Origin of the sequence: Aquabacterium sp. OR-4, assembly GCF_025290835.2 — a bacterium.
Taxonomy (GTDB): domain Bacteria; phylum Pseudomonadota; class Gammaproteobacteria; order Burkholderiales; family Burkholderiaceae_C; genus Pseudaquabacterium.
Map to the genome: position 1 here is coordinate 1,046,625 of NZ_JAOCQD020000002.1, position 13,773 is coordinate 1,060,397.

At 75.6% G+C, this 13,773-nt stretch carries 8 protein-coding genes; 4 read left to right on the plus strand and 4 right to left on the minus strand.

Annotated features, from left to right (window positions below):
- Nucleotides 1-43: 43 nt before the first annotated feature.
- On the plus strand, nt 44-931 hold the full coding sequence (locus N4G63_RS16920; protein ID WP_260786607.1) for an all3515 family Zur-repressed PEP-CTERM protein: 888 nt from the start codon (nt 44-46) through the stop codon (nt 929-931).
- A 15-nt stretch (nt 932-946) separates the two neighbouring features.
- On the opposite strand, the gene N4G63_RS16925 is transcribed toward N4G63_RS16920, so the two are convergent.
- Together N4G63_RS16925 and N4G63_RS16930 are read right to left on the minus strand one after the other, a co-directional pair.
- Complete coding sequence (locus N4G63_RS16925; RefSeq protein WP_314599957.1) at nt 947-4,180, minus strand: hypothetical protein; 3,234 nt, start codon at nt 4,178-4,180, stop codon at nt 947-949.
- 28 nt (nt 4,181-4,208) lie between these two features.
- Entirely contained in the window at nt 4,209-4,904 is a 696-nt protein-coding gene (locus tag N4G63_RS16930) for a hypothetical protein (RefSeq protein WP_260786610.1), read from the minus strand.
- A gap of 150 nt (nt 4,905-5,054) precedes the next feature.
- On the opposite strand from N4G63_RS16930, the gene N4G63_RS16935 reads away from it, so the two are divergent.
- From N4G63_RS16935 to N4G63_RS16945, 3 genes are all read left to right on the plus strand, one after another.
- On the plus strand, nt 5,055-7,331 hold the full coding sequence (locus tag N4G63_RS16935; RefSeq protein ID WP_260786611.1) for a TonB-dependent receptor: 2,277 nt from the start codon (nt 5,055-5,057) through the stop codon (nt 7,329-7,331).
- 62 nt (nt 7,332-7,393) lie between these two features.
- On the plus strand, nt 7,394-9,646 hold the full coding sequence (locus tag N4G63_RS16940) for a hypothetical protein (RefSeq protein WP_314599958.1): 2,253 nt from the start codon (nt 7,394-7,396) through the stop codon (nt 9,644-9,646).
- Between the two features lie 224 nt (nt 9,647-9,870).
- Entirely contained in the window at nt 9,871-10,278 is a 408-nt protein-coding gene (locus N4G63_RS16945; protein WP_260786613.1) for a Fur family transcriptional regulator, read from the plus strand.
- Nucleotides 10,279-10,338: 60 nt separating this feature from the next.
- Here the strand turns inward: N4G63_RS16945 and N4G63_RS16950 are convergent, their stop codons facing one another.
- Both N4G63_RS16950 and N4G63_RS16955 read right to left on the minus strand, forming a co-directional pair.
- Entirely contained in the window at nt 10,339-11,625 is a 1,287-nt protein-coding gene (locus tag N4G63_RS16950; protein ID WP_260786614.1) for an HD-GYP domain-containing protein, read from the minus strand.
- A gap of 116 nt (nt 11,626-11,741) precedes the next feature.
- The gene (locus N4G63_RS16955; RefSeq protein ID WP_260786615.1) at nt 11,742-13,661 is read right to left on the minus strand and encodes a SulP family inorganic anion transporter; all 1,920 of its coding nucleotides are present in this window, start codon (nt 13,659-13,661) and stop codon (nt 11,742-11,744) included.
- Nucleotides 13,662-13,773: the final 112 nt, after the last annotated feature.

Below are 13,773 nucleotides of genomic sequence, written 5' to 3' on the forward strand. Positions count from 1 at the left end.
CGTTTAACATGCCACTCCGCTTGTTTCTTGAAGGAGTGTTCGCATGGCGTTCCCGTTTGTTATCCAGGCCCGGCTGCCGGCCCTCGGCCCGCTGTGGCGGCTGACCGCACTGGCCTGCGCGGCCTGGGCCTGCAGTGCACCGGCGCAGGCTGCCGTGCGGGCGGCCGATGGCATTGGCTACTACATCGCTGTGGACAGCCTGGCCACCGTGGCCAGTGGCAGCTTCGCCGGCCTGGCCAACCCCAATGCCGGCCGGCTGACCCTGTTGTTCGACCATGGCAACCACTTTCATGGCATCGGGGCCTACAGCCTCGGCGGCAGCAGCAGCGCGCCGCTGGTGCAGGACACCAACAGCAACAACCGCCTGCCCGAGACCTACACCCGCGTGTCGCCGCAGACCAGCGCCATCACGCTGCAGGCCGGCAGCGGCGCCTACAGCGGCTACTGGACCAGCCTGGGCGTGCCGGCCAGCGACCCGACCCACGAGTACGCGCTGCTGGGCATGGCCGGCATCCAGTCCCTGGCCGGGCTGGGGGCCGAGGCCGAGGTGTTGCGCAACAGCAGCGCCCAGCGCTGGAACGCCGCGCCGGCGGATGTGCAGGTCGGCCTGCGGCTGTTGAGCGCGACGCCCGGCCTGCAGTTCACCCTGGACGGCACGGCGGGCCATGCCTTTGCCGCCAGCGACACCGTGGCGCTGGGCAGCCTGGACAGCCTGGACGCGCTGCCGGTGGCCCAGGTGCTGATGGGCGCCGCGGCCGGCGTCTACACCGCCCAGTTCCAGCTGCTGCAGCTGGGTGGCAATGGCGCGGTGCTGGATGGCGGACGCTTTTATCTGGATGTGCAGGTGCCGGCCGTGCCGGAACCGCAGGCCGCCCTGCTGCTGGCCTTGGGGCTGGCCGGCCTGGCCTGGCGTCGCCGCGCGGCACACTGAGGCATCACCCGGGCGCTACCAGGCGGCCCAGGGCGGCCGCGGTGGCGCCTGCCACGGCGATGGCGGGCGACGCCGCAGCGTCGCCTGCGCGGCTGCGCTGCAGCTGAGCGGGGTGCCCAGGCGCCACTGGCCGTCCTCGCAGAGGGCGGTGGCGCGGCCCAGGCTGGGGCTGCTGCCGTCGTCCAGCATGCGTTGCTGGCCCGATTCGGCCGCCAAGACCTCGGCCTCACAGCCCACCTCGCCCACCCGCCAGCTCAGGCGCTGCGCGCTGCAGGCGCGTGGCGGCACCGGCTCGCAACGCGCCGGGCCGGTGTCGGCCAGCAGCCATTGGCCGTCGTCGCAGCGCCACTGGGCCTCGCCCAGCGCCGGCCGGTCCGCATCGACCAGGCTGACGCTGACGCCGGCCGCGCTGGCCGGGGCATTGGCCTCGCACTGCACGGCGCTGTGGGCGCCGCGGCCGGCCCAGCGCAGCAGGCGCGCCGCGCAGGCCGCCGGCACATGGCGCTCGCAGCGTGCGCTGTGCGGCGCGCTCCAGGCGCCGTTGCTGCAGTTGAACAAGGCGCTGCCCAGCGTGGGCCTGGCCTCGTCCACGGCCAGCGCCTGGGCGCCGTGGGCGGTGCTGGCCGGGCGGCCCTGGCACTGCTCGGTGCCCACGCGCCAGTCCAGGTCCTGCGCGACGCAGGGGCGCATCGGCGGCTGCGAGCAGGCCGCGTCCTGTGGGCCCTGCCACTGGCCGTCCACGCAGCTGAACGCCGCCTGGCCCAGCCCGCTGTCGAGCTGGCTGCTCACGGCCAGGCGCGTGCCCGAGGCGCTGGCCGCCAGGCTGGCCGCGCAGTAGGCGCCGCCCAGCTGCCAGGCCACCGACTGCGCCGCGCAGGCCGCCGGCGCCTGCGCCACGCAGCTGGCCGCGCCAGGCGCCGACCAGGCACCGTCGCGGCAGGAGAACAGTGCCGAGCCCAGCGTCGGCCGGCCCAGGTCGGTGAGCACCACCGATTGCTCCGAGGCCGTGGTGGCCACGGCGGCCTCGCAACGCTCGGCACCCGCCTGCCAACCCAGGGTCTGGGCCAGACAGGGGCGCGGCGGCGGCGGCAGTGTGCAGGTGGCGGCGCCGGGGCCGCTCCAGGCCCCGTTGTCGCAGTGCCAGCTGGCCACCCCCACGCCGGCCGTGCCCTGGGCATTGCCATGGGCCGTGGCGGTGGCGCTGCGGCCCGATGCCGCGCCGGGCAGCAGGCCCTCGCAGCGCTGCTCGCCCACCTGCCAGGCCTGGGCCTGGGCGCTGCAGGCGGCGGGCGGCGGGGCCTCGCACTGTGCCGACTGCGGCACGCTCCATTGCCCGTCGTGGCACTCGAAGCGCGCGCTGCCCAGCATCGGTGCCAGCGCGGCCAGCAGCGCGCCGCTGCCCGCGGCCGTGCCCGGCGCATCGCCGGTGCAGCGCTGGCCGCCCACCTGCCAGGTCAGGCGCGCCGCCACGCAAGGCTCGGGCGCGTGGGTGCAGCGCGGTGCCTGCGTGCTGTGCCACTGGCCATCCAGGCATTGCAGGCTGGCGGCACCGGTGGCCGGGGCCAGCCGATCTTCCAGCAGCAGGGCCGTGCCTGCCGCAGCCGCCGGCGCACCGGCACTGCACTGCGCCGCGCCTTCGCTCCAGCTGAGGCTTTGTGCCGCACAGTCGGCCGCAGGCGCCAGGCTGCAGCTGGCCTGCGACGGGCCCTCGAAGCGGCCGTTGCTGCAGCTGAAGCTGGCGCTGCCGGTGGCCGGGCCGCTGGCATCCACCACCTGCAGCGTGCTGCCCGAGGCCTGGGCCGCCACCGTGGCCGTGCATTGCAGCGTGCCCACACGCCAGCTCAGGGCCTGCGCGGCGCAGGGCTGGGGCTCGCTGCAGCTGAGCTGGCCAGCCACCAGCTGCCAGCTGCCGGCCTCGCAGCGCGCCAGCGCCTGGCCCAGCGTGGGCGCACCGCTGTCGCTGAGCAGCAGCTCACGCGACGAAGGCGCGCCTGGCGCCGTGGCCTCGCAGCGGGCGTTGCCCACGCTCCAGCCCAGTGTGGCGGCGGCGCAGTCGGGGGGCGGTGGCAGCGCGCAGCGGGTGGCCGTGGCTGGGCTCCACTGGCCGGCCTCGCAGCGCAGCGTGGCCTCGCCCAGGTAGGGTGCGCGGGTGTTGCCCAGGGTCAGCTGCACGCCGTCGTCGCTGGCCGGCGCGGGCGCCTCGCAGGCCAGGCCGGCCACGCTCCAGGCGATGGTCTGGGCCGCGCAGCGCGGCGGCGGCGGCAGCGCACAGCTGGCCTGCTGCGGCGCCGACCATTGGCCGGCCTGGCAGCTGAAGCCGGCCGTGCCCACGGCCGGCGCGTCGCGGTCGGTGAGCTGAAGCTGCTGGCCCGGTTCGGTTTCAGCCACGCTGGCGCTGCAGGTGGCATCGGCCACGCTCCAGCGCAGCGTGGCGGCAGCGCAGGGCGGTGGCGGCGGATTGACCCGCGCCAGGATGGCCTGCTGCATCTGCGCCTCGCTGATGCCGCGCTCGAAGGCCACCATCAACGGCTCGGACGGCAGGTATTTGGGCTGGCCGTCCACCGTGGCGCTGGACCACAGCGACAAGGTCACCAGATAGGCCCCGGCCGGCGGCTCGGCCGCAGCGCCGGCGCTGATCTTCCAGTCAAGATGGGCGTGGAAGGCGCCGGTGCGCGAGGCGGCGTCGATGAAGGCCGCCAGCGGGCCGCTGACGCCGTCGCGGCCAAAGCGCGTGCCACCGGCCCAATGCTCGTACTGCGTGCGCCAGACGGCGGGGTTGTCCTCGTAGCCCAGCAGCACCTCGGCCGGCACGCCGCCAAACAGCGCCAGCTGCACGCCCGCCGGCGCCGGGCCCCAGCGGCCGCTGGCCGGGTTCCAGTACAGCAGCGTGCCATGGGCCTGGAAGTGGATGACCTCGTTGCGGGCGAAGGTGCCCGCAAAGGCCTGGAAGCCGGGATCGTCGGTCTGCAGGGGCCCGCCTTCGAGATCGCCGAACCAGCCCGGAAAGATCCGGTAGCCGGTGGCCGCATCGATCGGCAGCACGCCGTTCAGACCGGGGTCGCCATAGAAGGCGGTGAGGATGCGGCTGCCGGCCACCGGGCCGGCGCTGGTGCGCAGCTCGACATCGAAGTGCACCGCCTGCGCTGCCGTGGTGGCCAGGCCCAGACACCAGCCCAGGCACCAGCCCAGACACCAGCCCGGCAGCGCGCCCCGGCAGGCCCGCAGCCCGCGCCACAGCACAGCGGCCATCAAGTTTGTGCCGGGCGCGAGGGCAGGCTCAGCGCGCGCCGCGGCGAAGGCGCAGCAGGCCCAGGCCGGCCAGGCCGAGCGCCAGCATCAGCGCGGCCTGGGGCTCGGGCACGGCGCTCAGGCTGTGCACCGCGGCCTCGAAGCCCGCTTCGTCCATGCCCCGGTTGAAGGCCATGTAGAAGGGCGTGGAGTCCTGCAGGCTGCCGGCCTCGAGCTGCAGCTGCACCAGGTAGGCCGCCACGGCCACGCGGCCGCTGCCGGTGAGGGTGAAGTCCAGGTGCTCGTGGATCTTGCCGGTGCTGCCGGCCTGGCCGATCAGCCCGGTCACGTCGCCGCTCACACCCGCGGCCTGCCACAGCGTCTCTTCGCCCAGATTGCCGGTCAGGCGCAGGCTCAGCGCGGCCGGCGCGGCCGTCCAGGCGCTGCCGTTCCAGGCCAGCAGGCTGCCGATGGCGCGGTAGTTGACGAGGGTGCCGGCGGCAAACGAAGCGTCCTCGCTGTCGAAGCCCGGGTCGTCGGTGCTGTAGGGGCCACCGGCCAGATCGCCGAGGTCGCCCTCGAAGATCCGAGCGCCGTCGGCGTGCACCCCATGCCCGCCCAGCACCACCAGGCGGCCAGCCGTGACGGCCACCTCGATATCACCCTCGTGCAGATGCTGCGCCTGCGCCGGCAGCGCGGCGGCCAGCGCCAGCGCGAGCGCCGGAATCCAGTGAGCGAACTTCATGAAACCTCCACCAATGAACATAGACATCCCCTGATCGGGGCTCCTGCAGACGCAACAGTATTGCGTATTTCATGCAACACTGTGTCGTCTTACCCCCTTGTTCGAATGGCAATCGACCTTCTTTGTGCCGCGCCCTTTGCGCGCTGTGTCATGGCCTTTCCGACCGCGCTGATGGCCGCGCTGATGGCCGCTCCGGCCGCCGCCCAGGTCGTTGCCCAGATGGCCGCTGCGGCGGCCGCCCAGGCGCTGCCCCCAGCGGCCGCCGCCTCGGCCGCCGCAGCGCCTGCGGCCGCGCAGCAGGTCACCATCGAGGGCCGGCGCGCGCCCGACGAGCTGGCGCCGCAAGGCCAGCTGCGCGGCACCGCGCTGCAGCGCGCGGTGTCGGCCACGCTGGGCGCCACGCTGGCCGACGAGCTGGGCGTGGCCAATGCCAGCTTCGGCCCCGGCGTGGGCCTGCCGATGGTGCGCGGGCAAGGAGGCTCGCGGCTGCGCACCCTGGTCAACGGCCTGGGCAGCAACGACGCGTCGACCGTCAGCGCCGACCACGGCGCGATGCTCGAATCGGCGCTGGCCGAGCGCGTGACCATCTGGCGCGGGCCGGCCACCATCCGCTTTGGTGGCGGCGCCATCGGTGGTGCGGTGGAGGTCGACGACGGCCGCGTTCCCACCCAGCGCCACGAGCAGCTGCGCAGCCGGGGCCAGGCCCGCCTGGCCTGGGGCGACCAGCAATTGCTGGTGCTCAGCGCCGACGGGCCCGCGCCGGCCGGGCTGCCGCTGGCCTGGCATGCCGATCTGCATGGCCGGCGCCAGGGCCTGGTGCCGATCCGCGGCGCGGCGGTGGACGAAGCGGCCGTGCTGCGCCAATACCAGCTGCGCACCCAGCGCAACAGCTGGGGCCACATCGACAACAGCCAGTCGGCCAGCGAAGGCGGCGCGCTGGGCCTGGCCTGGCTGGGCGAGGCCGGCCAGGCCGGGCTGGCGCTGTCGCGGCTGAGGCAGGTGTACGGCATTCCGCCCGGCGGGCACAGCCACGCCCACACCCCGGCACCGGGCGAGGTGGCCAGCGGCGGCGAGGTGCGCATCGATGCCCGCCAGCAACGCCTGGAGCTGCGCGCCGACCTCGACCTCACGCAGCTGCCACCGGCCGTGGCCCATGCCGGCGCCGGCCAGCTGCAGCTGCGCGCCAGCGCCAGCCGCTATGGCCATGACGAGCGCGAGGGCCCGCGCCTGTCCACCACCTTCCGCAACGATGTCGATGAGCTCCGCCTCGAATGGCAGCACCGCTGGTGGCGCCAATGGCCCGGCACGCTGGGGCTGCAATGGCAGCAGCGCGAGTTTGCGGCGCTGGGCGAGGAGGCCTTCGTGCCCCGCAGCCGCGGCCGCATGGTGGGCCTGTTTGCGCTGCAGCGCTGGCAGGCCGCACCCTGGCACCTGGAGGCCGGCTGGCGCACCGACCACCAGCGCTGGCAGCCCGATGCCAGCTTCAGCGTGCTGGGCCAGCCGCGCGCCATGCCGGCGCGGCGCTTCTGGCCACGCAGCGGCTCGCTGGCCCTGCAGCGCGACTACGCCTGGCACGCCCCGGCCAGCGCCGCCACCGCCGATCCCATCGCCCCGATGCCCGCCCCCTGGGCGCAGGGCAGCTTCACGCTCACGCACTGGCGCGTGGGCCGCGCACCCGACGTGCAGGAGCTGTACGCCGGCGGCCCGCACATCGCCACCCGCAGCTTCGACCTGGGCAACCCGGGCCTGGTCAACGAAACACTGCAGGCCTGGGATCTGGCCTGGCAGCACCAGCACGGCGCCTGGCAGTGGCGCGCCAATGCCTATGTCTACCGCAGCGCGCACTACATCTACCAGCGCACGCTGGGCTGGTTCTACGAAGCCGAGGAGCAGCAGGCGCAGATCGTCTGCACCCGGCTCGACCGCTGCCTGCCGGCCACCAAGCGCGAGCAGTCGCCGGCCCGCTTCTTTGGCCACGAACTGGAGCTGGCACGCCAGTTCAGGCCCGATGACAACCTGCGCCTGCGCCTGGCCGTGCAGGGCGATGCCGTGCGCGGCCGCCTGGACGACGGCAGCGACGTGCCGCGCCTGCCGCCCAGGCGCTGGGCCCTGGTGCTGGACGCCGCACACGGCGCCTGGACAGCCCAGTGGCGCCTGACCCGAGGGCTGGCGCAAGACCGCCCGGGCCGCAACGAGCAGCCCACGCCGGGCTACCTGAGGCTGGATGCCAGCCTGCACTGGACGGCCCCGGCCGCTGACGGCGTCGGCGCCGGCGCCGCCCAGCCCGGCCGGCCTGCGCCGTGGACGGCCTTTGCCGTGGCGCGCAACCTGGGCAACCAGAGCATCCGCAGCAGCACCTCGTTTCTGCGGCTGATGGCGCCCGAACCCGGCCGCAGCCTCGAGCTGGGCCTGGAGTGGCGGCTGTGAGGCGCCGGCCGGTGCCGGCCCTGCGGCTGGCTGCGCGGCTGCCCGCACGGCTCGCTGCAGTGATGCCCACACTGCGGCCCGCCCTGCGGCCCGCCCTGCTGCCGGCACTGCTCGCCGCCGTGGTGGCCGGCTGCGGCGGCGGCAGCGACAGCGCGCCCGACAGCCTGGCCGCGCCCGACGCCCAGCAGCTCGACGGCGCGCCCTGCGGCGATTGCCGGCCTGGCGTGCTCAGCGGCCAGGCCGCCAGCGGGCAGCCGCTGGCCGACGCCGCGGTGCTGGCCGTGGCCGCCGATGGCCGCCGTGTTGAAGGCCGCACCGATGCGCAGGGCCGCTTCGCGCTCGGCGTGGGTTCGCCCGGCACCGCCTGGCTGCTGCAGGTGCGCGGCCAGGCCGGCGGCCGCGCAGTGACCTGGCATGCGCTGTGCCGCGGTGCCGAGGTGGGCACCCGGCATGTCACCGTGACCGCCATCAGCGAGCTGGTGGCCGCGCAGGTGCTGGGCGGTCGTCCGGCCGAGCTGCTGCAGGCCGGCACGCTGGATCTGCTGCGCGTGGATGCCGACAGCCTGCGCCGCGCCGAAGCCCTGGCCGAGGCCGTGCTGCGCCCGCTGCTCGACGCCGCCGGCGTGGCGGCGGCCGTGGATCTGCGCGTCACCGCCTTCAGCACCGACCGCAGCGGCCTCGACCTGGTGCTCGAGCTGCTCGATGTGCAGCCCCATGGCGCGCAGGGCTACCGCCTGCGCCATGCCGGACAGCCCAGCGACGCCCCGGACCTGGTGCTCGAGCAGGCCCAGCAACTGGCACTGGCCGCCCCGCTGCCGGCCATGGCCGGCACGGCGGCGCGTCGGGCCGCCGACACCCTGGCCGAACTCGAGGCCCAGCTGCGGCAGTGGACCGCCTGGCTGGCGCCGGCCCGGCCCGACCGCCAGCAGCTGCTGGCCGAGCTGCCCGCCGGTTTTCGCGACGGCGGCCTGGACGCCAGCGGCTTTGTCGATCGCGTGCTGCTGCGCCAGGACCCGGCCGATGAAGGTGGCTGGCGCATGGCCGGCGCCCGCTGGAGCGCGCCACGCCTGCTGGCCCAGCCGGCGGCCGACCGTGCGCTGCTGCAATGGCAGGTCAGTCCGTCGGCGCCGCAGGCCGCCTACAGCGAGACCATGTGGTGGCAGCGGCACAACGGCCGCTGGCAGCCGCTGGGCGATGGCGCCATGGCGCGTGTGCAGTGGCGCGCACTGTCGGTGCTGGGCCCGCAGCCGCTGGCCGAGGCCGCCGTGCGTTCGCTGCCCGGCTTCCGCTGCCCGACCGGCTTCGACTGGCTGCCCGAGACCGACCTGGCCCAGCGCTGCCATCTGCTGCAGCCGGCGCTGGGCGGCGTGCTCGATGCCGGCCGGCCCGGTGACGGCCTGTTCGGCAGCCTGGCGCTGCACTGGTCGCTGAGCGCCGACCCCGCCCTGCGCCTGCAGGCCCAAGGCCAGCACAGCCAGCTGCTGGGCCAGCCCAGCCAGGGCGTGAGCCAGCACCTGGCCCTGCAGATCGACGCGCGGCGGGTCGATGCACGCGCCCGCTCGGCACGCCTGTTCGGGGCGGGGCTGCCCGCCGACGGCGTGCTGCTGGTGCCACCGCCCCTGTGGGCCGGCCGGCCGCTGTGGCCGCACTGGGCCCTGGCCGATGCCGACGGACGCGCCCGCGACGACTGGCAGGCACTGCCGCTCGGCTGGTGCGACTGGGCCGCCGACACGGCCGCCCAGCGCCAATGCCAGGCCGACTGGGCCACGCTGGCACCCGGCCGGTCATGGCAACTGCGGTGGCTCGACGCCCAGGGCCAGACCCTGGGCGAGCAGGCGGTCACGCTGCCGCTGCTGCCGCGGCCACAGGCCCAGCTGCAGGCCGACCCGGGGCGCTGGTTCGCACGCTGGCAACCCACGCCGGCCAGCGACACCCTGGCGGCCCTGCCGGCCCTGAACGCCGTGCTCGACGACCGCCACGCCCAGGCCCTGGCGCTGCAGTGGCCGGCGCTGGCGCCTGCCGAGGCGGGCCTGCTGCCGGTGGAGGCCGCGCTCACCTGGTGGCGCGCGCCCTGGCCCGGCGCTGCGGCGCCGGCCGGCAGTGCCACGGCCGAGCAGGCCGACGGCGACGATGGCGACGAGCGCGTGCACCGCCGCCTGCCCGCGGCCGGTGCCGACGGCCGCCCGGCCGCGCTGCACCTGGCCGTGCCCGAGCGCAGCGGCTGGCGCGGGCGCTGGCTGGCCGCACGCCTGGTGGTGCAAGACAGCGAGGGCCGCTGGTACCTGCACTTCCTGGCGCCAAACAACCCGCGCTGAGCGGGTGCGCGGGCCGCCGCGCCGGCCGGGCGCCTGGGTGCGAAGCCCGAGCGAGCGCGCGGCCGATCGCTGCGGCACTAAGATCGGCGCTGACCGCCACCGCTTGCCGCCGCCGCACCTTGAGCCCCACCGCCAGAAACCCGCGACCCAGCCCACGCCAGGCCCCGGCTGCCCTTGCAGAGCCTGGGCCCGCAGCGCCAGGCACCGACAGCCCCGACGACGCCGTGAGCGAGCGCCTGCGCGCCGCCGGCCTGCGCAGCACCGCGCTGCGCCGCCAGCTGCTGCAACTGCTCAGCGCCAGCCCGCAGCCGATGAGCCATGCCGAGATCGAGGCCGCCCTGGGCAACAGCGCCGACCGGGTCACGCTGTACCGCGCGCTCGACAGTTTCGTGGCCGCGGGTCTGCTGCTGCGCCAGGTTGGCACCGACCGTGTCGGCCGCTATGCACCCACCGGCGCCGGCAACCATGCGCAGCACGCGCACTTCCACTGCGACCATTGCGGCAAGCGCTACTGCATCGAAGAGGTGCACCCACCGCGCCGCGCCGCCCTGCCCCAGGGTTTCGAGGTGGCCGGCTCCACGCTCGAGTACCACGGCCTGTGCGCCCGCTGCGGCAGCGAGGGCGGGGGCTGACGGCTGACGTCTGGCAGCTGACGGCTGGCGCCTGACGCCCCGCCGCCGCTGGCCGCGTCGTCAGCCCAGCTCGCCGGCCAGGCCGGCGCACACCTCGTCCAGCGTGTCGGCCGCCTCGCCCTGCACCGGGCCGGCGGCCAGGCGTGCGGCACGCTCGATGGCCCGCAGGCGCCAGCGCAGCGCGTCCTGCACCGCGCCGGCCTCGGCGGCCGCCTCGCCGTCCAGCGCGGCCGGGCTCCACAGGCCGCTTTCGTTCCAGCCCGCGCGCAGGCGCAGCAGCAGGTGGCGCGCCAGCACGGTGGCGCGCACGATGGCGTGCTGGCCCGTGTCGCCATCGCCCAGCGCCTCGGCGTCGGGCGCCAGGGCGTCCAGGTGGTTCAGCGCCGACTGCAGCGCCAGGTCCAGGCGGGTCAGGTCGTCGCGCAGCCGGGTGGGCGCGGGCAGCGGCTGGCCGGCCGCGGCGCGGCGGGCCGCGGCCACCAGCGGGCCCACCATGTGCTCGTCAAACTCGCCGGGCACCACGCGCAGCGCCACGCTGGCATGCTGCAGCGAGGCGCCGGGCTCGCGCAGCGCCAGCAGCGCCGCCTCGGCCGCGGCCACCAGGCAGCCCAGCGGCGACAGCGCCGTGCCCTGCAGGCAGCGCGGAAAGCCCGAGCCGTCCAGCCGCTCGTGGTGCTCGGCCACCGCGCGCACCACGTCGGGCCGGGTGTCGGTGAGCTGGCTCAGCAGCAGCTGGCCGATGTGCGGGTGCACCACCAGCTGGCGGTACTGGTCGGCGTCGAGGGTGGCGCCGATGTCGGCCTCGCCGAAGTCGGGCGACATGTAGATCTCGCCGATGTCGTGCAGCAGGCCGGCGGTCATGGCGCCGGTCACCACCACGGCCGGCGCCCGCCGGGCCAGCGCCATGGCGCCGGCCACGGCCATGGCGTCCACCGCATGGGCAAAGGCCACCGGCCGGGCGTCCTGCGCGGCGGTCAGCAACAGCTGGGCCACCGGGTGCAGCGGCACCGAGGGCAGCGCCGCCATCAGTGCCGCGGCGGCCGGCTGCAGCAGCGCGGCCAGCGGGCCGTTCATGCGCGCGGCCAGCTCACGCGCCAGGCGCTCGTGGTTGAGGCCGTCCTTGGCGCGCAGGCTGGTTTCCAGCGGCTCTTTCAGGCCGCGGTCGAGCAGGCGCTCCTGCAGGGCGCGCGAGACGGGTTGGTCACGGGCCCACAGCTTGACGCCCTTGAGATCGACGATGTCGCGCGCGGCGATGATCGTGCGGGTCTCGCTGGCCGCGAGGATGGTCTCCAGCGCGTGGGGGTTGGCACTGCGGAAGTCGACGACGTCAGACGACGGTGTGGTCATGCCGGTCTCCTGCGGGCTGCGGATGGCCGCCCTATCTGGCTTGTCGGCCTGGCCGCGCCGGACTTGAGGGCGCAGTGACAAAGGCTTGCAGATCGGGCGCCGGACGCCGGAGGCGGTCAGATCATCGGCGCGATCGGTGCGCCGGGGCGCTCGCCGCATTCATCGAACAGGCGCACCTGGCAGCCCGCGCAGATGGCCGGGTCGAGCCGCGGCACGATGCGCGCGATGGCGCGCTGCTTGTCGGGATACACATGGTCCTCGCCCAGCCGCGCCAGAAAGCCGCTGCGCCGCCACAGCGCCAGCACCGGCGGGCGCGGGCGGTGGAAGTACAGATCACCGCCCATCTCGCGGCGGCGCTGGCGCTCGTCGTCCCACAGGTCGGCGCCGGCCAGGTCGAGCGCGTTCATGCTCTTGGCCATCACCAGCAGATGGCGCGGGGCGCCGGGCGCGCTGCGCAAGGCACGCAGGTGCTCGGCCACATGGGCCACGGCGCCGAACCACACCGAGCCTTCCATGCGCAGCAGCTTGAGCTGCGGGCACTCGGGCAGCACGCTGCCGGGCGCCGCGCCATCGAGCACCACGAACGGCCGGCCGGCGGCCTGGCTGCCAAAGCCCATGCTGCGCAGCGCCGGGCGCGACACGCCCCACAGATAGGCCACCAGCGACAGCATCACGCCGGTCAGCACCGCCATCTCCAGGCGCAGCACCAGCGTGGCCAGCGCGGTGGCCAGCGCAATGCCCAGCTCGCTGCGGTCCAGCCGGGCCAGGCGTGCCCAGGCGGCGCGGTCGATCAGGCTCCAGGCCACCACCAGCAGCAGCGCGCTCACGCCGGCCAGTGGAATCCAGGCCAGCAGCGGCCCGGCCAGCGCCAGCAGCACCAGCAGCCACAGCGCCGCCGCCACCGAGGCCAGCGGCGTGCGCGCGCCGGCCTCGTAGTTGGGCAGCGAGCGGTTGAGCGAGCCGCAGCTCACCAGCGCACCGCTGAGGCCGCCGGCCAGGTTGCCCAGGCCCTGGCCCAGGCACTCGCGGTTGACGTCCAGCACCTGGCCACTGCGCTGCGCCAGGGCCTTGGCCACGGCCATGGCCTGGCCCAGCGCCACGATGGCCAGCGCCAGCGCCATGGGCAGCAGCTGCGGCAGCAGCTCCCAGTGCAGCGCGCGCTGCAGCCCGGCCCACTGCCATTGCGGCCAGGCCGACGGCGGCGTGCCCACCACCAGCGGCGCGCTGGCCAGCCAGGGCCCGCCGGCCCCCATGCCCATGCCCATGCCCATGCCCATGCCCGCACCCACGCCCACGCCCGCACCGGCTGAGCCCGGCGCGGCGGCCACGGCGCCAAACAGCGCCGTGCGCCGCGTGGCGTCGGCCAGCCACCAGGCCGCCAGCCCGCCCACCAGCAGCGCCGCTAGCAGGTGCGGCCCGCGCCGCCACCAGCGCCGCCCGGCGGCGGCCAGCCCCAGCACCAGCAGGCCCACCGCCAAAGCCGGCAGCGACACGCCGCGGGCCCAGGCCTCGGGCGGCGCCATGCGCCCGGCCGCGCCCATCAGCCCGGCCAGGGCATGCCAGGCGATCAGCGCCGCGGCGCCGCTGGTGAAGCCCAGCATCACCGACGGCGAGATGAAGTTGGCCAGCGTGCCCAGGCGCAGCAGCGCCAGCAGCGCCTGCATCAGGCCGACCAGCAGCGTCAGCACACCGGCCAGGGCGATGGCCAGCAGCGCGTCGCCCTGGGCCAGCGGAGCCAGCATGGCGCCCAGCGCCAGCGAGGTGGCATTGGTGGGCCCGGTGGCCACATGCCGGCTCGAGCCGGCCAGCGCCGCCACCGCCGCCGGCAACACCGCCGCGGCCAGGCCCATGGCCGGCGGCAGGCCGGCCAGCGCGGCAAAGGCGATGCCCTGCGGCAGCACCAGCACCGCGCCCAGCAGGCCGGCCAGCGCATCGGCGCGCAACGTGGCGCGCCAGCCCCCCTGGCGCAGCAAGGCCAGCCAGGGCCACCAGCGTTCAAGCGCCGGGGCGGCGGGGGCAAGGGGCGGGGCCGGCATGCCCGCCAGCGTATCAGCGCGCCGGGTCGCCGGCCGGCGGCCCCTTCCGCCAGAATCGGCGCCAGCCACCCCCGGCCCTGACCGACGAGAGCCCTGCCATGCCGCGCCTGCC